23 protein-coding genes and 1 pseudogene are annotated in these 23,811 nt (G+C 45.7%); 17 read left to right on the forward strand and 7 right to left on the reverse strand.

Features of this window, described 5'->3' with window-relative positions; all coding sequences use genetic code 11:
- Position 1: 1 nt before the first annotated feature.
- The 3 genes from FN124_RS07575 to FN124_RS07585 form a co-directional block, all read right to left on the reverse strand.
- Entirely contained in the window at positions 2–553 is a 552-nt protein-coding gene (locus FN124_RS07575; protein ID WP_142684125.1) for a GNAT family N-acetyltransferase, read from the reverse strand.
- A gap of 174 nt (positions 554–727) precedes the next feature.
- A complete protein-coding gene (gene tssD / locus FN124_RS07580) occupies positions 728–1,117 on the reverse strand; it encodes a type VI secretion system tube protein TssD (RefSeq protein ID WP_142684126.1) in 390 nt (129 codons plus the stop codon).
- A gap of 180 nt (positions 1,118–1,297) precedes the next feature.
- Entirely contained in the window at positions 1,298–1,990 is a 693-nt protein-coding gene (locus tag FN124_RS07585; protein WP_142684127.1) for a response regulator transcription factor, read from the reverse strand.
- A gap of 284 nt (positions 1,991–2,274) precedes the next feature.
- On the opposite strand from FN124_RS07585, the gene FN124_RS07590 reads away from it, so the two are divergent.
- The 6 genes from FN124_RS07590 to FN124_RS07615 all read left to right on the forward strand — a co-directional run bounded on the left by FN124_RS07590 (position 2,275) and on the right by FN124_RS07615 (position 6,286).
- Positions 2,275–2,853 (forward strand): Crp/Fnr family transcriptional regulator, encoded by a 579-nt coding sequence (locus tag FN124_RS07590; protein WP_142684128.1) that lies wholly within the window; start codon positions 2,275–2,277, stop codon positions 2,851–2,853.
- A gap of 72 nt (positions 2,854–2,925) precedes the next feature.
- The gene (locus FN124_RS07595; protein ID WP_142684129.1) at positions 2,926–3,351 is read left to right on the forward strand and encodes an ester cyclase; all 426 of its coding nucleotides are present in this window, start codon (positions 2,926–2,928) and stop codon (positions 3,349–3,351) included.
- A 429-nt stretch (positions 3,352–3,780) separates the two neighbouring features.
- Positions 3,781–3,975: a hypothetical protein gene (locus FN124_RS07600; RefSeq protein ID WP_142684130.1), complete on the forward strand. Its 195-nt coding sequence runs from the start codon at positions 3,781–3,783 to the stop codon at positions 3,973–3,975.
- A gap of 344 nt (positions 3,976–4,319) precedes the next feature.
- The gene (locus tag FN124_RS07605; protein WP_142684131.1) at positions 4,320–5,204 is read left to right on the forward strand and encodes a helix-turn-helix transcriptional regulator; all 885 of its coding nucleotides are present in this window, start codon (positions 4,320–4,322) and stop codon (positions 5,202–5,204) included.
- 206 nt (positions 5,205–5,410) lie between these two features.
- On the forward strand, positions 5,411–6,010 hold the full coding sequence (locus FN124_RS07610) for a class I SAM-dependent methyltransferase (RefSeq protein WP_142684132.1): 600 nt from the start codon (positions 5,411–5,413) through the stop codon (positions 6,008–6,010).
- Between the two features lie 27 nt (positions 6,011–6,037).
- Positions 6,038–6,286: a hypothetical protein gene (locus tag FN124_RS07615; protein WP_142684133.1), complete on the forward strand. Its 249-nt coding sequence runs from the start codon at positions 6,038–6,040 to the stop codon at positions 6,284–6,286.
- Here FN124_RS07615 and FN124_RS07620 read toward each other — a convergent pair whose 3' ends face one another.
- Positions 6,287–6,904, reverse strand: a complete 618-nt coding sequence (locus FN124_RS07620) for a redoxin domain-containing protein (RefSeq protein ID WP_142684134.1) — start codon at positions 6,902–6,904, stop codon at positions 6,287–6,289.
- A gap of 349 nt (positions 6,905–7,253) precedes the next feature.
- Between FN124_RS07620 and FN124_RS07625 the strand changes: the two genes are divergently transcribed.
- The 10 genes and pseudogenes from FN124_RS07625 to FN124_RS07670 all read left to right on the forward strand — a co-directional run bounded on the left by FN124_RS07625 (position 7,254) and on the right by FN124_RS07670 (position 20,012).
- Positions 7,254–8,162: a bestrophin family protein gene (locus tag FN124_RS07625; protein WP_142684135.1), complete on the forward strand. Its 909-nt coding sequence runs from the start codon at positions 7,254–7,256 to the stop codon at positions 8,160–8,162.
- Between the two features lie 54 nt (positions 8,163–8,216).
- Complete coding sequence (locus FN124_RS07630) at positions 8,217–9,680, forward strand: DUF3375 domain-containing protein (protein ID WP_142684136.1); 1,464 nt, start codon at positions 8,217–8,219, stop codon at positions 9,678–9,680.
- 4 nt (positions 9,681–9,684) lie between these two features.
- Positions 9,685–10,275, forward strand: a complete 591-nt coding sequence (locus FN124_RS07635; RefSeq protein WP_142684137.1) for a DUF4194 domain-containing protein — start codon at positions 9,685–9,687, stop codon at positions 10,273–10,275.
- Positions 10,256–13,645, forward strand: coding sequence for an ATP-binding protein (locus tag FN124_RS07640; protein ID WP_142684138.1), 3,390 nt, complete (start codon positions 10,256–10,258; stop codon positions 13,643–13,645). The genes FN124_RS07635 and FN124_RS07640 overlap by 20 nt, the downstream gene beginning before the upstream one ends.
- A 253-nt stretch (positions 13,646–13,898) precedes the next feature.
- A pseudogene (locus FN124_RS07645) lies at positions 13,899–14,309 on the forward strand (zinc-binding dehydrogenase); the annotation flags it as partial.
- 215 nt (positions 14,310–14,524) lie between these two features.
- The gene (locus FN124_RS07650; protein ID WP_142684140.1) at positions 14,525–15,916 is read left to right on the forward strand and encodes a cytochrome ubiquinol oxidase subunit I; all 1,392 of its coding nucleotides are present in this window, start codon (positions 14,525–14,527) and stop codon (positions 15,914–15,916) included.
- 3 nt (positions 15,917–15,919) lie between these two features.
- Complete coding sequence (gene cydB, locus FN124_RS07655) at positions 15,920–16,954, forward strand: cytochrome d ubiquinol oxidase subunit II (protein WP_142684141.1); 1,035 nt, start codon at positions 15,920–15,922, stop codon at positions 16,952–16,954.
- Positions 16,955–17,212: 258 nt separating this feature from the next.
- Positions 17,213–18,175 carry a helix-turn-helix transcriptional regulator gene (locus FN124_RS07660; protein ID WP_142684142.1) on the forward strand — a complete coding sequence of 321 codons (963 nt, stop codon included), beginning with the start codon at positions 17,213–17,215 and terminating at the stop codon, positions 18,173–18,175.
- Between the two features lie 74 nt (positions 18,176–18,249).
- Complete coding sequence (locus FN124_RS07665) at positions 18,250–19,281, forward strand: DJ-1/PfpI family protein (RefSeq protein WP_142684143.1); 1,032 nt, start codon at positions 18,250–18,252, stop codon at positions 19,279–19,281.
- Between the two features lie 50 nt (positions 19,282–19,331).
- Positions 19,332–20,012, forward strand: coding sequence for a GyrI-like domain-containing protein (locus FN124_RS07670; protein WP_260607359.1), 681 nt, complete (start codon positions 19,332–19,334; stop codon positions 20,010–20,012).
- 11 nt (positions 20,013–20,023) lie between these two features.
- Here FN124_RS07670 and rnc read toward each other — a convergent pair whose 3' ends face one another.
- The 3 genes from rnc to FN124_RS07685 are packed head-to-tail and all read right to left on the reverse strand — an operon-like array spanning position 20,024 to position 22,267.
- Positions 20,024–20,743 carry a ribonuclease III gene (gene rnc, locus FN124_RS07675; RefSeq protein WP_260607360.1) on the reverse strand — a complete coding sequence of 240 codons (720 nt, stop codon included), beginning with the start codon at positions 20,741–20,743 and terminating at the stop codon, positions 20,024–20,026.
- A 10-nt stretch (positions 20,744–20,753) separates the two neighbouring features.
- The gene (gene fabF / locus FN124_RS07680) at positions 20,754–22,007 is read right to left on the reverse strand and encodes a beta-ketoacyl-ACP synthase II (protein WP_142684144.1); all 1,254 of its coding nucleotides are present in this window, start codon (positions 22,005–22,007) and stop codon (positions 20,754–20,756) included.
- A gap of 23 nt (positions 22,008–22,030) precedes the next feature.
- Positions 22,031–22,267: an acyl carrier protein gene (locus FN124_RS07685; RefSeq protein WP_012788038.1), complete on the reverse strand. Its 237-nt coding sequence runs from the start codon at positions 22,265–22,267 to the stop codon at positions 22,031–22,033.
- Between the two features lie 451 nt (positions 22,268–22,718).
- On the opposite strand from FN124_RS07685, the gene FN124_RS07690 reads away from it, so the two are divergent.
- Positions 22,719–23,807, forward strand: coding sequence for an efflux RND transporter periplasmic adaptor subunit (locus FN124_RS07690; RefSeq protein WP_142684145.1), 1,089 nt, complete (start codon positions 22,719–22,721; stop codon positions 23,805–23,807).
- Positions 23,808–23,811 lie beyond the last annotated feature (4 nt).

Genomic DNA, 23,811 nt, shown 5'->3' on the forward strand with positions numbered 1-23,811 from the left:
TCTATACCGGTTTTGACAAAGAATAACATAGCTGCCCCGACAGGTCCTCTTCTTTTTCCAGTTTCTCTCTCAGCGGATCATCTTTAATAAAATGATTCAGCTCCAGGAGTTTGACAGACCTTTCATTTTTATGGAAAGGGAAAGCTGTAATTTTTTGAAGATGCATTTGCTCAAAGCCGAACTGTATTACCACCGGCAGTATTTCCCGCATAATCCCTTTTCCGAAAAAAGCAGACTGCAGTTCGTATCCTATTTCCGCCTGGTCAAGCTCCGGTTCAATATTCCAGTAACAAATGGTACCTATAGGAACATCACTTTCTTTCGTGGTGATCACCCAATACAACGATTTGTTAGTGGCAATATTGGCCTGGATCATTTCAATAAACTGCCTGGCTGCTGCTACAGTAGTGGTGGCAGCCCTGTTCAGGTACTGGTTCACAAGCGGATCCGACCTCAAAATAACAAAGGCTTCATCGTCATATAATGCAGGGGCCCGCAGGATAAACCGTTGGGAAGCAAGGCTGGGAAAGGGGTCAAAATTAAGTGTGAGCATATGTTCTTAAATATTTGTAATTACCCATCAGTGAACAATCACCTCCCGCTCTGCCCTGGCAATTGGAAAATAATACCGGGTGACGTATGACGGCCAGATATAAAGATACAATCCGCATGTAACAGGTGTTCATGCGGATTGTTATTTTTTAAAAAGATGGATAACGGCGCCATGCTATGCCGGCCACGGATTCTGGTAAGTGGAATTATTTAATTTCACTTCCCTGGATGACAAGGTCAGCTGTATTTGCAAAGGTTGCTCATTGGCTGAATTAAACGTCTCTGCGTACTCAACGCAATAGGCATCTGTAAATTTCAGCTCTTTGAGCCGCGACATAGAATCCCTCCGGAAGAAGGTAATGCTGCCGTTTTTCGTTTGGGTGTTGGAAATCATCCAGTCAAACAAACTTGTTTCACCGGCAGACTCAACCAACAGGTTAATAGTGCCTCCTTTGGGGCGGGCGGCAGGTTTCCCGTTATGATCTGTATTTTGGGTAAATGAAAACCTGCATTCCAGGATGTTCATTTCTTCCCCATCGATGTTGAGAACGGCTTTAAAAGACATAATTTTTCTGGTTAACAGGTCCGTTACAAGGCGCAACAGACAGGCACAAAAATATGGTATACAGAATGAAAATACACATTTCTGTTTACATGCAGAAAAATTGAAGGTTATTTTTGAGAAATGGCTTCAAAAGACGCAGGGCACTGCCTTTCAGCACATCAATAATATGCTGTTTAATATTTATATAAGGTCAAATGCCTGTGCAAAACTGGTTAGGTCGTAGCTCGACTGTGCCCCGATCTTCGCTTTAATATTCCGCCGGTGGGTTACAGCGGTCTTTTCCGAGATACCCGCCTGCTCGGCAATTTCAATAGCGCTGAGCCCCAGCGCCAGCAGCCGCAGGATCTCTTTCTCCCTCCTGGTAAGCGATGCAAAAATGTGCTGGTTACGACGCAGGAAATTATTCTCCTCCAGCAAACGGTTTACCTTACTGGTAACATGATGCAGCGGATCAATAGGAATAGCACAGGTAATCACATGCGTAGGCATCCCCTTGGCATCCCGCATAAACACCCGCGTAGAGCCGAGGTGCCAGGTCCAGTCACGCGAGGCAGTAGTGCGTACCTGCTGAAAGAAAGTAACCGTCATATTGGCTTCCACCGGCGCATCCAGCATATTGATGATCTTAGGCAGATAATCTGCTACATCGTGGGGATTAAAGAAAGTATCGTAATACCGGGCGCCCATTTCCCGTAAAGCCTCCAACGTAACGTCCAGCTCCCTGCAGCCGCGGGGCGACATATACTCCACGTAACTCTTTACCACATTCATTACAATTACCACTACCGGAAGTTCCTGGTCAATGGCCTTTAAAGCGTTCAGCTTCTCTTCCAGCCCTGATCCGTCATTATTAAATACAGCATGCTCAATCATGTACCTGATATAAAATCGTGTATAGGAATCCTCTGTGACGTTGGTTGACTACTTATTGTGTGCTCTTTATCAGTAACAAATGTAGTAAAAATAAGAAAGGGTCCCATCACAAAGAAGAGACCCTTTTTTGGGGATAGAAAATACGGTGATTGACTAAATCAGGTGGATGACTTTATGTATGAATAAGGTGAAATCAGATTGATCTTACAAAGATATGTTAAAGCTAAAGGGAAACAAATACCTACATGTGAGTATTTTTAAAAAAAATAAGTGATCTTCCGGTTATGAAACCCAGCCCGGTACATTTCCTTCAAAGCCTGTTGCACATTGCTTCCTTAAGCCATGAGGCAAGGGAATTATTTGCAGGGAAAGCTATATGCCAGAAGGTAAAAAAAGGTGACTACTTATTAAGGGAAGAACAGCACTGCCACTATATATGGTTCATTGAAAGTGGTGCCTGCAGGGCCTTTCACTATTATCATGAAAGGGAGATCAATACCGGTTTCTACTTTGAAAACACCTTCCTTACTAACCTGAACAGCCTGCGGAATAATGTTCCGGCCGATTATAATATACAGGCAACAGAAGCTGCCAGCTTATGGAAATGGCATAAAGGTGACCTGTTCCTGCTCTATGGCCAATCCCCCGAAATAGCTGCCTTTGGCCGCCAGTGGCTGGAGCACCTGTTCATTGAACAGGAAAAACATACACACTGGCTCAAGAAAAACAGCCCGGAAGAAAGATACCAGTCTATCCTGGACACCCAGCCGGATCTTCTGCAACGTGTATCCCTTACACAACTTAGCTCCTACCTCGGTGTTTCCCGGGAAACCCTCAGCCGTATCCGCCGCCGCCTATCCTGACCGGATTATGTGACGTTTGACACAATCCCTTTACTACAGGGCTTCTACCTTTACAGGGTAAAACTAACGGTTATGACTATACAGGAACAAAAAGATTTCATCACCCATTACATCAACACCATCTGGAACCTCGGAGATACCAGCCGCCTGGAGCAATTCCTGCATCCCGATTATGTGGACCATTCGCTACCGCCGGGTCTGCCGCCCGATAGCACCGGGCTTAAGCAATGGATTGCATTAGCGCATGCATCCTTTCAACCCCAAACTATCATTAATGAACAGGTAGCCGAGCCTGGTACCTGCATGATCAGGATAACTATGCATATGAAACATGCCGGGACATGGCGGGAAATACCTCCCACCGGCTTAACCGTTAGCATTCCAGGCTACCGGTGCTTTCGTTTGCAGGATAACCGGATCATTGAGCACCGGGCATTAATCGATGGCAATACACTGGAAAAGAAATTAACCGCCGGTAGAACAACGAAACCTGAGTAATGGCACATCGCCGGTTATTTCCGTTGCCACCTTCCCCGTACCGGCAGGGCTATGAACAAACAGCAACTGACGGATTGTTGCTATATGCTTCAGCTTACTGTGCATATGGCAGTAATACGCAGCTTCTTTAAGAGATGAAAAGGTATATCCATATTACTATACATCCAGGCCAGGTGGAGGCCGGCAGCCGTTTAAGCGAAAACCAGCGCCTTCATTCTGTTTTTGATACATCCTATATGAACTGCCCATAGCAATCAAGGGTAGAAAAAAATCCGGAAAATCAGCTTAATCCCGGGTCTGCCAACATCCGCTCCAGGCAAACAGTTAAATCCGTAGGCCCGTACCTGTTATGAACCACAGGAACAGTAATCAAACACCTGCCGGAAACCAGCGCCATTGGTAAATTGTGTAATAAAACGTGAAGGTGGAATGAATAAAATGCAACCGGTCCATTCTTCTAAAAAGGGTTACACAAAAGATCCAGGTATTGATTCCGGAGGCGATGTTCCCTTCCGGGGCTACCGTAAGATCAACTATCCGCGCATCCGGATCGTTGATTTCAACAACAGCTCCTTCCGTTACCCATCTGCACCACTCCGGCCCCAACACCTGGAAATAATATAAAACAGTAGCTATAATTTCTGTAGATATACCTCTTATAGGTCTTCACTACAAATATGCCTTTTATTTGGGCATTTACTTAATACTTTTTTATCTTTTAATTATACTTTGATAATCAAAATTAGAACATAATAAATGTAAAATAAACACCAATACCTCTGCATCTCTTTATAGTTAACAATATAAAGAAGAAAGTAAAAATTGTATTTTACATCTGATAACATTACTTTTATAATGCTTTTTTAGCAACCAGGTCATAAAAATCGCCAGCTTGACAAGAAGCCGGTATTAAACAATGTTTATCATCCACCTCAGTATTCCGGTACGTTATAAAAACTGCGCTCATTATGAAGAGTAAATTATTAAGAGAGATCACCCCTCTTACGCAAAGTGATTGCTTTACATTGTTTGCCCGGGAGAAAAAGGTGTTCGACTTTCCCTTACATTACCACGACGAATTTGAGCTGAACTTTATCCAGCATGCCCGCGGAGCCAAGCGGATCATCGGCGACCATATAGAAGAAATTGGCGATCTTGAACTGGTACTGGTAGGCCCCAACCTTCAGCACGGCTGGTTTTCTGATGAGCATAACGGCGGTATTGTCCGTGAAATAACCATACAATTCCACCGCGACCTTTTTGATGATAAATTTCTCCAGCGCAACCAGATGAACTTTATCAAAAACATGTTTGAGCGTTCCTTGCGGGGAATCCTCTTTTCCACTGAAACCACCCAGCAGATCATGCCCCGCCTTATCCGGCTGCCACAACAACAGGGCTTTGATTCCGTACTGGAACTGATGTCTATTTTGCATGACCTGTCTATCAGCCGGAATATGCGCATCCTGTCCAATTCTACTTTTGGCAATACCGAAACATTCTCCTATAACAGCCGCCGGGTGGAAAGGATCATGACCTACCTGAATGCGAACTACGACAAGAATATCTCACTGGGAGAAGCCGCCAGGCTGGCCGCCATGACAGAAGTAGCCTTCAGCCGCTTTTTTAAAGCCAAAATCGGCAAAACCTTCGTGGATACCCTCATAGAAATCAGGCTTGGACATGCCTCCCGGTTACTTATAGAAACCACTCACACCGTGAATGAAATTGCCTATAAATGCGGTTTTAATAATATTTCCAACTTTAACCGCATCTTCAAAAAGAAAAAAGACTGTACTCCCAAAGAATTCAGGCTGGCCTATACTTCTTCGGGAACACGGACCTTTATCTAACCCCCGGACCCGGGATTACACTGATCTTACTGATTGAATTTTTGTAACTGTTTAAACGGAATGCGTTTTATCCTGTTGTTAGCAGGGCAATTGTAATATTAAATGTGCTGTTACCGGCTGTATCCCTGTTTACATACGCCTTTTTGCATATATATAGAGCCGCGGGGCTTCCAAAAATGCCAGTAAATGCGTACCTTTGCGCCTTCATGCAGACTTCTACTTTATTAAAGCCGAATTGCTACGTAAATGACGCCGGATTTGACTGGTTATATCCTGAAAAGATACAGCAACTTTCAAGACGGCACTGGACGCCACTCAGTATCGCTAAAACAGCGGCCCGTTTTCTCGCAAATGAACCCGGAAAGAAGATCCTCGACATCGGCAGCGGTGTTGGGAAATTTTGCCTGGTAGGGGCACGCTTTTACCCGGAAACCAGTTTTTATGGCATTGAACAACGGGAAGAGCTTTACCGGTATGCACTTGAAGCAAAGGCTGCCACACAAACAAGGAACGTAAGCTTTATTCACGGGAATTTTACACAGGAAGATCTTTCTGCGTATGATGGTTTCTATTTCTATAATTCTTTCTTTGAAAACCTGGTAGACCAGGATCAGATAGATGATAAAGTAGAATATTCAACCAGTTTATATAACTACTATAGCCGCTTTTTATTTAAAAAACTGGAAAGCAGCGCAAGCGGCACAAGACTCGTAACCTACCACAGTCTTGAAGATGAAGTGCCTCCCTGTTACCAGCTGGTGGATGCTTCTACAGATTTAATGCTAAAAATGTGGATCAGAAGATAGGACTTGGGTAATACAAAAATTAATACAATGACTACAGACGGACTTGCTTTAGAGATTATCGCACAATTGGGGGCTGTAACAGATTACCAGCAGGCAGACCAGCTACTGGCCTCTATAAAAAAGGAATATACCGCTTCTTCAAAAAAAATCTTCACTTTACTCCGGGAAAAAATAGAAAATCTGTCGCCGCTGGAGTGTAACAGCTTACAATGGAGCATCTACCGGTACGCCCTGATGCATGTACGTAAATGCGAATCGATGGAACCAGCCTGCTGATCAGGCACTGATAGCCAGTTTTTTGCCAACGCCAGCTATCACAGCCTCCGGGGAAAATCCTTCCTCTAAATACAGATCAACAAAATTGTAGCTGATTTCCAGGGAAGGCGTAATCAGGTAGGCTGCAGGTACAGGTACATCTGCATTAACACCGGAAACACGGCCCCATATCGGGTCTGATTCCCTGTATATGCCCGCTTTCCTGGCTATGCGGTGCTGCGCGTCGTGCACTACATCAAATGGCAGGGCCTCCGGATAAACTGATGTAAAGTGCTTTTTATCCTCACTGGACAATACCAGCAAGCGGGCTCCGGCTGCAACAATAGCTGCATGGCTCTTCTTCAGCTGCTCCATCAGCTGGTCAGCATAATCATTCCAATGCCAGGAATAAAAAACAACTAACAACGGCTGTAACGTAAGACTGTGCAATGAGGCTCCCTGGTGAGCATTATTAAGCAGCTGGCCCGCGTTGATCACACGCGCCTCTTCAATAAAAAATTCAGGGAAAAAACTTCCTGCTTTTACCGGGTTAATTTTTTCTCTGTTCCGGGTAGGGCTGGGGAAATTTTCCGGCGTAGGCTGCGGTAAGTAATCGGCGTATCTGTATAATGATGACATATAAAATGCTTTTTTAATGGCTGATAAAATGGCCGCTGTTATAGGTTTGGTGAATATTTTTCGCTTTCGTATAACAAATATAGGGAGAATATTTTAATTACCCTACTATTCCTATAGACTATTAGGTTTATAAAATATAAATAATTGGTTCCTAATACATTTGAGCAAAAAGTATTTTTATAGAGAGCTGAAACAGGGGTATTCCTGCCTTGGTTAAACTTTCACAGCGTGTGCCCGTCATTGTTATAAATGCCCCCGGGGAAATCTCTATCTTAAAAAAAATGGTAAAATTTTGCCAGGATAAATCCGGAAAGCATAATTTACAGGAAGCCATAAAAAGAAAAACTATATGCTGCTGAAACAGAGACTATCGCTCAGCCAGATCTTTTCCTTCACCTGGAAGGTGGATCTTATGCTGCTCGGATGTTGCACCCTGGTATATTTCCTCGACTCACGCTGGCTGGCAGCACATATCAATATTCCCATAGCTGTATCTACCGTGCTGGGTACAGCCATTGCCTTTTTTATAGGCTTCAACAACAACCAGGCATACGACCGCTGGTGGGAAGCCCGCAAAATATGGGGGGCACTGGTAAACGATTCCCGCACCTGGAGCAGATCTGTACTCAATTATCCCTCCTACAATGCCTCCGCGGAAACTAAAGCCCTTTGCCGGCACATGATTTACCGGCACCTGGCTTTTGTATATGCCCTTAAAACCGCTCTCCGCAAACGGCCCGACGACTACTACACCCGCTACCTTACTACCGAAGAAATCGAAGAAGTACAAAAACAAAATAATATTCCCAATGCCATCCTGAACCTTCAAACCCGCGATCTTCAATACCTCAGAAACTCCGGCAGCATAGATGGCTTTACTTTCATAGAACTGAACCAGCTCCTGGTAAAGTTCTGCGATTATATGGGCCAGTCGGAAAGGATCAGGAACACCATATTTCCTCCCAGCTATTTATATTTTACGAAGATGTTTATCTGGTTCTATGTGATCATGAATACGCTCATGATGACAGAATCCATCGGTGCATGGGCCATTCCCTTTGGATGGATGTTCGGCTTCGTTTTCCATGTTACCCACCTGAACGGCATCACCCTCATGGATCCCTTTGATTTCCAGCCCCTGGCCATTCCGCTCGACAGCATCGCCCGGACCATTGAGATCAACGTTATCCAGCTCCTGGGAGATGAACCGGTGCCCGCCCCCGTACAGCCACGGCAGGATGGACTTTATGTTATGTAAAACCAACAGGAAACGCATTCACTTTATAATACGTAATTCCGTATTTTTACATCCATGACGTATGAACAATTATGTAATCTATATGCCCAGTCAGTTACCCTCAAGATACTACGGGCACGTAGCGCGCCAATGATGTTGTCATTTTTTCATTACACATTCAAGGAAAAAAACCATACCACCATTTCCAATGTGGAACTGGTAACCCGTTTATCCGACTACCTCGGCGTAACCGGCTACCGCGCCACAGATGATGAAATAGACGCTACCAGCCTGCTTGAACACGATGATGTGAAAGCCAGGAAATATATCGATCAATGGAGCAATAAAGGCTTCCTCCGCAAATACCCCGACGACGACGGACTGGATATCCATGAGCTGAGCAGCGACATGGAAAAAGTAATGCACTGGGTATCCACCCTCCAGAAAAGAGAGTTTGTAGGCACGGAAAGCCGCTTCAAAGATATCTTCTCCAAACTCAAAGAACTGATAGATCAGAGCAATAAAAACCCGGAACAAAGGATCCAGGAACTGGAGAAAAAGAAATACGAAATAGAACAGGAAATAAAAGCCATCACTATCACCGGTAAAGTACAGGTATTTGATGATACCCAGATCAAGGAAAGGTTCTATGACGTAAACCGCATGTCGCGCGAGCTCCTGAGTGATTTCAAGGAAGTGGAACAGAACTTTGAACAGATCACCCAGGAAATTTACCGCAAACAAAGCGAAAGAGACATCGCCAAAGGCGCTCTGCTGGCCTATACGCTCGACTCATTCGAAGCACTCCGCCAAAAAGACCAGGGCAAAAGCTTTTACTCATTCTGGCAATTCCTCATGGATGAAAATAAACAAACGGAAATGCAGCAGCTCATAGAAAAACTCTATAACCTGCTCGAAGAACGGAACATCGAATATAAAAATGACCGCTTCCTGAAAAAACTTAAACAATTCCTCCACGCCTCCGGCAAAAAAGTAATTGATGCCAACAAAAAACTGAGCGATAAACTCAGCCGCGTACTCAGCGAAAATAATCTCACCGATCGCCGGAAAGCCCTGGAATTGATCAACGATATCAGGCAACTGGCCTTCCAATCGCTGGAAAACCCGCCGGGCGAGGAATTTTTTATAGAGATAGAAAGCGATCCCGAAATAGACCTCCTCGACCGCTGGGATATGGCGGAAGAGAAAAAGCCCAACGTGGAAGTGGAATTTCCCGAAGGAATGGGTGGTACCGAGTTTGACGATAATGACCTGAACGCATTATTCAACCATTTTAATATAGACCGCACCCTGCTGGAAAACCGTATTTCCACACAACTGGAAAACAAAAAGCAGGTTAGCCTGAAAGAACTGGTAGAAATTTATGGCGCCGAAAAAGGACTCACTGAGCTCATTACCTATTTTTCCATCGCCAGCCAGTCGGCTCACCACATCATCCTGGAAACCCCGGATCCGGTAACGCTGGGCAACCGTACCATCAATATGCCGATGGTACTGTTCACAAATTCACAAAACTAATATCATGGCCGAGAAAAATATATCTCCCTTTGCACACGTGTTTCTAAAACTCATGCAGGGACCTGTATACGAAGAAGATAAATCTTACTGGAAAGACCTGCTTGGATGGCAAACAGAGCTCAGCAAATACCTGCAGCAAACAGGCCTGCAGCTGGTGGTAAATGAACCCGACGGCTTTGCACGCATCGTACAACCCGAAACTGATGATACCACCGATAAGCCATTGCCACGCCTCATGCGCAAAACCAGGCTCACTTACGAAGCCACCCTGCTATGCATCGTGCTTCGCGAAGCCCTCGATGAATTCGATATCCAGGGCAATGGTACCCGTCTTTTTATGACGCAGAAAGAAATCAAAGAAAGACTCGCTCTCTTCTTCAAAGAACGACACAACAAATCAAAACTGCTGAAAGATCTCAACAAACCTATTAACAGCCTCTTAAATGTAGGCGTGCTGAAAGCTACCCGGGAAGACGCTGCCAATAAGGAACTGCATCAATACGAGGTAAAAAGGATTATTAAAGCACTGGTGAATAACGAGAAACTGGAAGAAATAAAATCAAAATTAAAACTGCATGTCCACCCTGTTCAATAGTGATTCAAAAGAAAGTGGATTCCGGTTGCAATATTTTGAAATATACAACTGGGGCACTTTTCACAATAAAATATATCGCGTTAATACAAACGGAAATACTTCCCTGCTTACCGGCGCAAACGGTAGCGGTAAAACCACCCTCATCGATGCCCTTCTGACTTTGCTGGTACCATCCGGCAAAAGGTTCTATAACCAGTCGTCCGGTACGGAGCAACGCCGCGACAGGGGAGAAGAATCCTACTTCTGGGGCTACTACGGTAAAACATTCTCCGAAGAATCCCAGCAATCAAAAACAGACCAGCTGCGTCATAAAGAAAACAATCCCTACTCTGTGCTGCTGGCCTATTTTTACAACGCCGCCACCATGCACCAGATCACACTGGCACAGGTAAGATGGTACTCAGGGGAAATGAAACGCCAGTTCATTGTTTCTCCACACAAGCTCAATATCAACGAGCATTTCGGTAACGGGAAATTTGACGTGAAAGGCGACTGGAAAAAAAGATTGCGCCTCGAATTCCCAAAAACAGAAATCACCGACAGCTTTAAAGAATACGCAGCCCTGTTCAGTAATATCTTCGGATTGCGAAGTGAAAAGGCCCTGTCTCTCTTTAACCAAACCGTTGGGATCAAAGTGCTCGGCGACCTAAACACGTTTATCCGTGGCCAGATGCTGGAAGAAACAGACAGCGAAAGCGAATTCCTGAAACTGCGTGAAAACTATGATAGCTTACTCACCAGTCACCGCGCTATCCAGAAAGATGAAACCCAGCTGAAACTACTGGAACCCATCATTGAAAACCGTGCTGCCTGGCGGCAATTGCAGGACAGGAACCGGGAACTGCAAATGCTCCAGGATCTCCTCCCTTCATGGTTCAATAAACAGGAAAAAGATATCCTGGAAAGGGAACTGGAATCTTTACAAAAAGAACAACAGATAACTACCCGCAACCTCGCCGGCATTAATGAACAACTACAGTCGCTTCACCTGCGTAAAGACGAACTGATAGCCCAGAAGGCGAATAACAGCGTGGATGAGCAACTGCGCTCTATAGAAAAATCCATCCATTACGAACAAAAAGCCATGGAGGCCAAACGTAATAAGATGGAGGAATACAATATGCTCACAGACCGGCTGGAACTGGCTCCCAATCCTGATGAGCAACAGTTCCATGAAAATATTGCCGGCGCTGAGCAAATGAAAACGGCGCACGATAAACAGCTGGAAACGATACAGGAAGAAATTTTTCATCATAAAAGCAGCCTGGCCGCCGAAAGATCACAGGTAACAAAACTGGAAGAAGAAATAGATTCTTTCCTTCACCGGAAAAATAATATTCCGTATGAACTGATCCGTATCCGTCAGCAGCTGGCAGATATGCTGGATATCCAGGAAGATGACCTGCCTTTTGCCGGTGAACTGATAAGGGTGAAAGATGCAGAACTTCACTGGGAAAACGCCATTGAAAAAGTATTGCACAACTTCGGTTTGCGCCTCCTGGTACCGGAAGAATATATACTGGACATCAACCGGTATATCAACTCCAACAACCTGCAAACCCGCCTCGTATATCACAAAGTGGAAGAGGAGAGTTATACCATGCTGCGGATGCCTTCCGAAAAGGAAAGCCTGTTGCAAAAAATAGAGATCAAACCAGGAACTATCTTCAAGGAATGGCTGCAAAACCAGTTGCTCGATCAGTTTGATTATACCTGTACCGACGATATGGCGGTGTTTAACCGCTGCCGGAAAGCGGTTACATCCAACGGGCTAACGCGACAGGCTACACGCCATGAAAAAGACGATCGCCCCAACCGCTCCCAGCAAAACAATTATGTACTGGGATGGAACAATAAAAACAAATTACGCCTGTTAAAAGAACAACAAGAGGAATGCAATAGCATTATTGAAACACTGCAGCACAGTATTTCAAAACTGGAAGACAGCAGGAAAGCCATCGGCAATATCAATGCATTGCTGAATGCGTTGCTGTCGCTGCGCAACTACAATGAAATTAACTGGCAAACCCATGCCGGTGTTATTGAATCCTTTGCGCGGGAAAAAGCAGCGCTGCTCAAAACCAGCGATAAATACCAGGTGATCTGCGATCAGCTGGATGAAGTAGTGCTGCAAATACAGGAAAAAGAAAAGGAAAAGGAAAAAACACTGCAACAAAAAGGAAGCCTGGACGATAAGGCTGCGGAAAAGCTACGCCACTTCAACCAGCTGAAGGTAAATAAACTGGATGACATTTCGCTTCAATATGTGCTGGAATACCTTTCCGACCTGTCGCTGACCGAACCGGCTGAAACCACCATTGAGCTGGCATCCTATCGCAAACGGGCTAATGATAATATGCAGGCCACCCTGCACGATGCCATGCGCCTCTCTGCAGAAAAAGAAGCGGAAATCACCCGGCAGCTGGCCGCCTTTGTAATGCCACCCAAAGCCATTCACGACGCCTTCCCCGACTGGCTGGGCGATGTAACGGACCTTCAGCCGCATGTGAAATACCTGGACGAATTTACATCGCTGTATGAGCGCATTAAGTTCCAGCGGCTCATTGAGCACAAGGAACGGTTCCGTAAATATATGGACACCAGTATGCTCAACGCCATCACCAACTACCGGGCATGGATATACGGACAGGAAGACCTTATCCGCGAAGTAATGGAAGACCTGAACGAACCGTTGCGCAACATCACCTTTAATAAAAACCCGGATACCTACCTCCAGCTGGAATGCCGCCATGTACGCGATGTGGAGATCCGCAACTTCAAAGAAAAACTCAGCAACGCAGTACCGGATTCCTACAAATATCAGCTCGAAAAAGATGAAGCTTACGGCGATCAGCTGTTTGAAAATATCAAACTGCTCATCACTGAACTGCAGCAAAATGAAACATGGCGCCGCAAAGTAACAGATGTGCGCAACTGGCTCGACTTCGGCGCTAAAGAATTTTATGTGGCAGATAATAAGGCATTCAAATATTATGAAGATACTGCCAGTCTTTCCGGTGGTGAAAAAGCACAGTTCACCTACACCATCCTTGGTGCAGCCATTGCCTACCAGTTTGGTATCAATGAAGCCAACCGCCAGCACCGTAGCCTGCGCTTCATTACGGTGGATGAAGCCTTCAGCAAGCTGGATCCTGAAAAAAGCCACTACCTTATGGAATATTGCGGACAACTGAACCTGCAGTTACTGGTAGTAACGCCACTGGACAAACTGAATATTGCAGAGCCTTACATTCATGCCTGTCACTTTGTGGCGAATAAGAACAAACGCGACTCCGTGGTATACAACTTCACCATGGAAGAGTACCGCGAAAGGAAGCAGGAGTTCGAGTCAATGGCGGCGCTGTCCTGAGCGGAAAGATCGCCTTCGGCGATGCGAAATTTGTCTTGGAACACTGATTAGGCTGATTTAAGCAGCGTGGAAGCCGCTACATTACCTGTTGCCGGCGTTACTGCGTGGACAGGCCTCATGGCCGGCATCAAAGCCGGGCAAACAGTGCTCAAGGCACCGGCGGCGTATCCCTTTTTGCAATGCAAATAGCATTGGCAGCGGGCGCCAAAGTGATTACCACCAGCAGTCATCCGGATAAACTGAAAAATTAAAGGATCTGGGCGCACATGAAGTGATCGACTATAAAAAGTATCCCGCCTGGCACGAAGAAGTAAAACGTATCACCGGCGGAGAAGGCGTGCATGCTACTCTGGATATTGCCGGCGCCGCCACCATTGTCAATTCCGTGAAATCCGCCGGATTCAATGGCTTTGTAGGATTGGTGGGCTTTATTGCAGGCGCTCAGCTCCCGCTCGACCTGTTCACCATAGTAGGCAGCTATATCAGGTTACAGGGATATTCTGTAGGCGGCCTGAGAAGTTTCCTGGAGCTGGCTGCCGCGGTGGAAACAAACAACATTCACCCGGTAATAGACAGTGTATTCCCTGTAAGCCTGGCGCAGGAAGCATTTAAGCACATGGGAAGTGGTAATTATTTTGGAAAAGTGGTAATAGAAATGAAATAAAGTAGCAGACATATAAACGTCCTGCTCCTCAGCAGGACGTTATATCAAGTAAACCATTACACTAAAATTATTGTTTCAAGATAGTGAAAACAAGTGGAAAAACAGGATTATTAACTTGTTAAGGTGATGATAACATTATATTTTTATCAATACATGACAAACATCAGTTTCATGGATATCTTCACCCGCTACCTTTGCATCAATAATTGAATATTATGCCTTCAGTAGAAATACTATCCAGGATACAGTTTGCGTTTACCATTGCCTTCCATTACATCTATCCCCCGCTGAGCATAGGACTGGGACTATGCCTTGTGATTATGGAAGGCCTCTACCTTAAAACGGGTTTATCGCTCTATAAGGATATCACACGATTCTGGATTAAGATATTTGCATTGATCTTCGGGATCGGTGTAGCCACGGGCATTGTAATGGAATTTGAATTTGGCACCAACTGGGCCACCTATTCACATTATGTAGGTGACATTTTCGGAAGCGCGCTCGCAGCGGAAGGTATTTTTGCCTTTGCCATGGAGTCCGCCTTCCTTGGCGTATTATTATTTGGCTGGAACCGTGTTCATAAAGGCGTCCACTTCTTTTCTACCTGTATGGTGGCGCTGGGCTCCATCTTCTCCGCATTGTGGATCGTTATTGCCAATTCCTGGCAGCAAACGCCGGCGGGCTACCGCATAGAAGGCCATGACCTGCAGGCACGCGCAGTAGTCACTGATTTCTGGGAAATGGTACTGAACCCCTCTTCGGTCGATAGGTTCTCACATGTGATCATCGGCTCTTTCCTGGCAGGCGCTTTCCTGGTAATGAGCGTAGGGGCCTGGTATGTTCTCAGGAACCTTCATGCAAAACATGCGCAGGCCATGTTCAAAGTAGGTCTTGGCGTAGCCGCTATTGCAGCGCTGATGCAGCTTTTTACCGGCCACCGGTCTGCGCATTACGTAAGTAAATACCAACCTGCCAAACTCGCTGCCATGGAAGGCCATTACGATAGTTCCGCAGTGGCGCCCATGTATATTGTAGGTTGGGTAGATAATAAAAATGAAAAAACAACCGGTATAAAAATCCCCGGAGGACTTTCCTTCCTTACCCATGGCAGTTTCTCCGCCCCGGTAGAAGGTTTGAGGGCTACGCCGAAAGCAGACAGGCCCCGTGCGGTCAACTTCGTGTTCCAGATGTATCACATTATGATCACTATTGGCATGATCCTCATAGGGCTTACGCTTCTGGCGGTTTTTCTTTTATGGAGAAAGAAGCTGTTTAACCAGCGCTGGCTGATGATCATTTTTGCATGGGCAGTATTGTTACCGCAAATAGCCAACCAGGTAGGATGGTATGCGGCCGAAGTAGGACGCCAGCCCTGGGTAGTATATAAATTATTACGCACCTCCGATGCACTATCGCGCAAAGTAACGGCAGACCAGGTGATGTTCTCACTCATCCTGTTTACACTGGTATATATCCTGCTATTTACCCTGTTCATTTATTTGCTGACCCGTAAAATACAGCATGGGCCTGATGTTTCAGAGAACGCAGAAATAGAATACGACGGTTATTATCACGATAATATCACTTACCATCCAACTAAATTATAACTCATGGAAACAATTCTCGGACTGGACCTTCCCACCTGGTGGTTTTTGGTGATTGGCGGATTGATCACCGGTTATGGCGTGTTGGATGGCTTCGACCTGGGTGCAGGCGCTTTACACCTGTTCTTTAATAAAGAAGAAAGCCGCCGCCTGGTGCTTAATGCAATAGGACCTGTATGGGACGGAAATGAAGTATGGCTGGTAATTGCAGGCGGCGCCTTGTTTGCCGGTTTCCCGCTGGTATACGGCGTAGTACTGTCTACCTTCTATATTCCCTTTATGTTGTTTCTCGTAGTCCTCATTTTCAGGGCTATTTCCATAGAATTCAGAAGCAAGGAGCCCTGGTTATGGTGGCGTAAAATGTGGGACATCAGTTATACCGTGTCCAGCACCAGCATCACCTTGCTGCTGGGTTTAGTACTGGGCAACCTCATTCATGGGCTTCCTATCAATAAGGAACACGAATTTACCGGCACACTGCTTACCTTTTTTAACCCGTATGCCATACTGATTGCTTTTACCACCCTTTCACTATTTATGCTGCACGGCTCCATTTACCTGGTAATGAAAACGGAGAACAGGCTGTATGCCAAGCTCACGGTGATTGTGAACAACTGCAGCAAATTCTTTATCCTCTGTTTTATCCTAACGTCAATGGCTACCCTTATATATGTTCCCCATATGACGCACCAGTTTAAATCACATCCGCAGCTGTTCCTGTTACCCATGCTGGCAGTGCTGATCCTGCTGAACATCAAAAGGAATGTAGATGCCCGCAGGTACTACACGGCCTTTCTCTATTCCTCTGTTATTACGGCCTGTCTGCTCATCCTGTTCGCAGTAGGGCTGTACCCCAACATTGTTATATCTACCACAGATCCGGCATATAGTATCAGCATTTATGCGGCAGCGTCTTCTGTTAAATCATTGAAAATTATGCTGCTGATTGCAGCTATAGGCACTCCTATGGTCATCGGGTATACTACTTTCTTATTCTGGACATTCCGGGGTAAGGTGAAGCTGAACGAGATGAGCTATTAAATCCCGCAGGATCAGGCTAAAAAAACAGGTCCCCGCAAGAAATTGCAGGGACTTACCATTTAACCTATATTCTGTACTGTAGCATTGTGTTGATGATCTCCCGAAAGTCGCCAGTTGTCATTTTCCCGGTATCCCATCTTTTATCAGGAGATGTACATATTTAAGACCATCTACTTTGATAAAAGTTTAACCGGTTTAAAAAAATTTCTGAAAATAATTCCGGGAAGCCGAAATTAGTGCTCAGAATTGAATACTTCCATGAACCGTATCGACCGGCTTACCGCCATCCTCATACAATTACAGGGTAAAAAAATAGTAAAGGCCTCCGAAATCGCTGATCGCTTTAATATCAGTTTAAGAACGGTGTACAGGGACGTAAAGGCCTTGCAGGAGGCGGGCGTACCCATAGGAGCGGAAGCAGGTACCGGCTACTACATCGTGGAAGGATATCACCTGCCTCCTGTGATGTTTTCCAAAGAAGAGGCGGCCGCGCTCCTGACAGGGGAAAAGCTGATGGAACAGTTCAGCGACCATAGCAACCGGAAACAGTTCAGCCTGGCAATGGAAAAGATCCGCTCAGTGCTCCGTGGAACAGAAAAAGACTACCTTGAATCATTGGATGAGAACATCGCCGTATTGCGCTACCGTCCTGTAGTAGCAGATGCCTCCGAATTCCCCAACCGCTTCCTCACTGATATTCAGCATGCCCTGGGCATGAACCAGGTGATCAGTATGGAATACTTTTCCTTCCAGGAAGAAGTAACCACCCGCAGAGAAGTAGAACCGGTAGGCATTTTCCATAGCAGCGCCAACTGGCACCTGATCGCTTTCTGCCGGCTGCGGCAGGGGTACCGCGATTTCCGGGTAGACCGGATCCGTAAACTAAATGTATTGCCTGCCACCTATAAAAAAGATAAACACCTGTCTTTACAGGACTACCTCGAACAGCAACGCAGCAGGCACAACGAAAATACCTATCTCATTAAAATAGCCCTTGACAACGACATGATACGGTACGTAAGGGAACAGAAATACTACTTTGGCCTCATGGAAGAAAAAGTGGTGGGCGATAAAACCGAACTTACCTTCCTGCACTCCTCCCTCAATCACTTTGCCCGCTGGCTCATTATGTTTGGCAACCGGGCGGAGGTGCTCCAGCCACAGGAGCTGAAAACCGCCATAGGAGATCTTATAACAGAGCTCCACGGACATTATTTATAAATTTCCGGACACTGCTGACATAAGGTTGTCACCCCCCGGTTGTTGCTTTGTATTGTGATTAAAACAATACAAATATGAATCAGCTCCGCAATTGTTACGTCTTCCTGTTCAATAGCTATTCCGACTGGGAACCTGCACTGGCCATGTATGGCATAGCGAACTTTACAGATGTCCGCATCGTCACCTTTTCTTTTACCGGCGAAGCAGTTGTTTCCGGCGGGGGCCTGAATATACAACCTCATATAAGCCTTGATGAGGCAATGAAAGCAGATATCGACCTGCTCATACTTCCCGGCGGGGAAGCCATGGAGAACGGCGCCAATGTGGCTGTCATCCCGCTGGTAAAACAATTGCTGGCACAGCAGAAAACGATTGCCGCTATTTGTGGGGCCACCGTTTTGCTGGCTCAACATGGTTTCCTCGATCATATTGCCCATACCAGTAATCATCCCGGAGTGTTAAAACTGCAGGCGCCCGGTTATAAAGGTGCGAACCAATACCAGCAGGCGCCTGCAGTAGCAGATAAGCAGATCATTACCGCCAGCGGTACTGCAATGACTGCCTTTGCCAAAGCCATCTATCAGCATTTTAATTTACTGGAGATAGCACCTCTGCAATTCTGGTTCGGCTTCTTTGATCATTCGGCTGTTCTTCCGGAGATGTCGGCTGCTGCGCCCTTTCACTTCTTCTATCAGCGCTACGAAACCAACTATGCCGGCATGATATCTCTTGTACGTACCGCCATTAAAGACGTATACCAGGAGGCCATCAACGCCGGGATGGAGATATGCGGTGCACCGGAATGGCATTACCGTAATTTCGACGGGAAGCCAGATACGGTATTTACCCTGGATATAGGCCTCCCCGTAACAACCATGAAACCTGTTGCAGCTCCGTGGCATTGCGAAACGCTTCCGGCCTTTAACTGTGTAAGCATGCAGCATCATGGCCCCTGGAAGCAGCTTGCCGATACCTACGGACAACTGTTTGCCGGCATTGGAATGCTGAACATGCAGGTAACCGGCTATACAAGGGAACAATATCTCCGGTATAATTTTGAACAACCGGCGCAAAATATTACCAACATACAGATTGGTGTGAGTTAACCGCTATAAACATCTCCCGGGCCTTCCCGGGGGATTTTAATCCTCAAAAAATGAAAGTCTATATCATCTCGGGCTGGCTGCTGCTCGTTGCCTTTGCTTTTGATGTACAATTAACACTGAAAAATATGAGTAAACTGGATCTGACAAAGGAATTCAAATCATACTATTCCGCGGCTAAAACACCGGAACTGGCCATCATAGACAAGGGTTTGTTTATAACCATCACCGGGAAAGGCGATCCCAACGGGGCCACTTTTGCGGAGGTTACCGGGGCCTTGTATACGGTGGCTTACAGCATTAAGTTTGGCAGCAAACAAAGGGGCATCGACTTTACCGTGAGCAAGCTGGAAGGTTTCTGGTGGGTGGAAAACAACGAGGTCAATCCCCTTGAGGTTCCCCGGGATCAATGGCATTATGAACTGGCCATCCGGATGCCCGATCATATTACACGCCACCTGTTTTCAGAAGCGGTGCTTTCTGCGGAAAAAAAGAAGAGATCCACATTCATCCGGCAGGTAGATCTGAAGTACATGAAAGAAGGGCTGTGCGTACAGCTTATGCATATTGGTCCCTTCAGTGAAGAGCCGGTATCACTGAAAAAAATGGATGATTTCATGCAGCAGCAGGGCTTACATATGAATGGGCGTCATCATGAAATTTATTTATCCGACTTCAGGAAAACGGCGCCGGCAAAGCTAAAAACGATATTGAGGCACCCTGTGAGGAGATAAGAAGATAAAGGCTAATCAGTTAATCCCAGCTGTATAATGGCTTGTTGGGCGGCTATCTGGCTGGCATCTTTTTTATTGAAGGCTTTACCGCTGCAAATGAGCTGGCCATCCACTACGGCGCCAACAGTAAAGATACGCCGGCCGTTGTCCATCTGTTCTTCGAGCAGTTCGAATTCCAGTGTTTTACCGTTTTTATTGGCCCAGCCGTATAATTTGTTTTTGTGGTTCATTTCCACGGTCTCCAGCAGCTCCATGTCTATATAAGGCATGATAATGCGTTTATGCACAAACTGTTGGGTTTTATTATAGCCACGGTCCAGGTATACTGCGCCTACAAGGGCTTCGAGGGTATTACCGAATATCTGGCTGATTTTGAGGAAGCTGTTGTATTTATCGTAGATAGTGAGCTTACGTAAGCCCATCTTGATAGCGATATCGTTCAGTTGTTGCCGGTTAACGATCTTGGAGCGCATCTCTGTTAAATATCCTTCTGTTTTATAGGGGTATTTTTTAAAGAGATAATCTCCCACAATGGCGCCGAGAATAGCGTCACCGAGGTATTCCAGCCTTTCGTTGCTTTCCAGGAATTTTTCTTTACTGGAACGATGGCTCAGGGCCACTTCATAAAGGGCAAAGTTACCAGGCGGAAAGCCCAGAAGGTTGTGCAGCTCTTTATATAAGTGCCTTTTTTTGGAAATCAGTCGATATAAAAAACCTGGCAGTAAACTCACACAATCAAGATCAAGGAACAAATTTTTTGAAAATCACGGAAGCGTTATGTCCGCCAAATCCAAAGGTGTTGGACAATCCGGCGTTTACTTCTCTCCTTTGTGCGATATTAAAAGTAAAATTCAGTTTCGGGTCTAATTGCGGGTCGTCATTAAAGTGGTTGATCGTAGGAGGAACTATGCTATCAATGATAGACATAATTACGGCTATGGATTCAACGGCGCCGGCAGCCCCGAGTAAGTGCCCTGTCATGGATTTTGTAGAGCTGATGTTCATTTGATAGGCATGCTCTTCAAAAACGCGCTGAATGGCTTTTACTTCGGCAATATCTCCCAATGGGGTGGAAGTACCGTGAACGTTGATGTAATCTATCTCGCTAGCCTGCATTCCGGCATCTGCCAAAGCATTCCGCATTACATTGAGTGCGCCCAGTCCTTCCGGGTGGGGTGCAGTAATATGGTATGCGTCTGCAGTAGCGCCGCCGCCGGCCAGTTCTGCGTATATTCTGGCGCCTCTTTCCTGTGCGTGTTCCAACGACTCCAGTACCAGTGCGCCGGCTCCTTCACCCATTACAAAACCATCGCGGTCAAGATCAAAGGGGCGGGAAGCAGTTTTTGGATCATCATTCCTTTCAGACAAAGCCTTCATGGCGTTGAAGCCGCCAACACAAGGTTCATTGATCACATTTTCCGAACCGCCGGTAATCACCATATCGGTTTTGCCGTAACGGATACTGTACATCGCTTCAATAATAGCATTGGTAGCAGATGCGCAGGCGGATACAACGGAAAAATTAGGCCCCCTGAAACCGTGGCGGATAGAAATGTACCCGGCAGCGATGTCAAGAATAAGCCTCGGAATTAAGAAAGGACTGAAACGGGGCGTACCATCCCCTGTGTGGAAATCTCTCAGCTCATGACTGAAATTGATCATACCTCCAACACCAGTGCCCCATATCACTCCAACACGATCAGCATTGATCTTGTCTTTATTGATATTGGCGTCCAGTATCGCCTGATCTGCGGCAATTACAGCCGTTTGTGTAAAGGGGTCCATTTTACGGGCCTCCTTTTTGTCCAGGTAGTTAGCAGGATCAAAATTTTTCAGTTCGCAAGCAAAACGGGTTTTGAACTTGGAAGCATCAAATTGCTTGATATAATCCGCGCCGGATACACCGTTCGTCAATCCGTGCCAAAAATCGGCTACAGTATTGCCGAGCGGTGTAAGAGCGCCTAAACCTGTAACGACAACTCGTCTTGGTTGCATTAAAACAATTCTGATTAGTAGGATTATTTTACATGTTCTTCCAGGTAAGCAACTGCCTGGCCAACAGTAGTAATAGTTTCAGCTTGTTCGTCAGGAATGGAGATGTTGAATTCTTTTTCGAATTCCATAATCAGTTCTACCGTATCCAAAGAGTCAGCGCCTAAGTCATTGGTGAAGCTGGCTTCAGGAGTTACCTCGGCTTCGTCAACGCCCAATTTGTCAATGATGATCTTTTTAACTCTTGATGCAATGTCTGACATAATTTTAAGTGTTTTTGGTTTAAAACTTGACTGCAAAAATATAATTTTTATTGAATTGCCAACAGATAGCCCGAATTTTAAGGGCGGTCCCGCAGTAACAATCTCCCCAAACCCAATACAGTAAACATATTCATAGCTTTGTTAATAAAAGAATTTATATATTTTTGATACTGGCTGGATTACAGATTTGCATATTTTACCACAAAAGTCGCCTTTTTCGGGACAATTACGCCATTCTCTGAAATCCAAAACATATAAATCTTTAAATATCTCCATTCAACCGGCTATTTCACCACTTATCTAAAGCATTAACGCTATTTAACAGTTGCCCGGAGCATTCAGCCCCCTCAATGCGTAAATTTGTCCGGCTTGTGAGATAGTATCCCTTTTGGAGCCTGTTTCTGTGTTACGAACCAATAGTGAAAAGTTAGAAAAACATATATAAAAAGATATGGCCATCACCAAAAAGACCGTTCGCACAATAGTTATATTGGCCGCAGCCGGTATCGTCACTTTCCTCGTTTATAAGAAAATAGCCGGCAACAAATCTGCCGGAGAGCCAGCTGCAGCCGCATCCGGCACAAAAGGAGGCGCTTCCCGGTTGCTGCTCACCGACGCCTGGATCGTTAAAACATCCCGGCTCGATCAATCTATTGAAGCAAGCGGCACCTTACAAAGCAATGAAGAAGTGGAGGTAAAACCCGAGATCAATGGCCGTATCACACACCTCTATTTTAAAGAAGGCACCAATGTCAGAAAAGGGGATCTGCTCGTTAAACTATATGATGAAGACCTCAAAGCACAGCTTCAAAAACTGAAATTGCAGCAACAACTGGCCAAAACAACCCTGGAACGCCAGGAAAACCTCCTTAAAATAAATGGTATCAGCCAGCAGGATGTAGATGTGACCCGTAACCAGGTAAGTGCTTATGGTGCAGATATGGAATATACCCAAACACAATTACAGAAAACCGAACTGCGGGCCCCCTTCAGCGGTAAGCTCGGTTTACGCAACGTCAGCGAAGGCGCTATCGTGTCTTCCGCTACCATTATAACTACCCTCCAGCAGATAGACCCGCTTAAAATGGACTTCTCTGTAGCAGAGAAATACCGTAACTCCATCAGGAACGGCGACCAGGTCAACTTTTTAGTATCCGGCGACAATAAAGAATATAAAGGCAGCATTTATGCCATCGATCCTAAAATAGACCTTACCACCCGTACTGTAAAGCTTCGTGCCATCGTTCCCAATAATAACGGTATCCTGTTCCCGGGCTCCTTTGCGAAAGTGAAAATTTTACTGAAAGACCTGCCCGACGCCATACTGATACCATCCCAGGCAGTTATTCCCGGTACCCGTGATAAAAAAGTAATTATTGCCGATAAAGGCAAAGCCAAATTTGTAACAGTAGAAACAGGCATCAGAACAGAAAGCAGCGTTCAGATCACCAGCGGCCTCCAGCCCGGTGATACGGTTATTATCACTGGTATCCTCCAGCTGAAACCAGGCATGCAGTTGAAGTATAATAAGATACAATAATCAT

Source organism: Chitinophaga polysaccharea, assembly GCF_902150045.1.
Classification (GTDB): Bacteria; Bacteroidota; Bacteroidia; order Chitinophagales; family Chitinophagaceae; genus Chitinophaga; species Chitinophaga polysaccharea_A.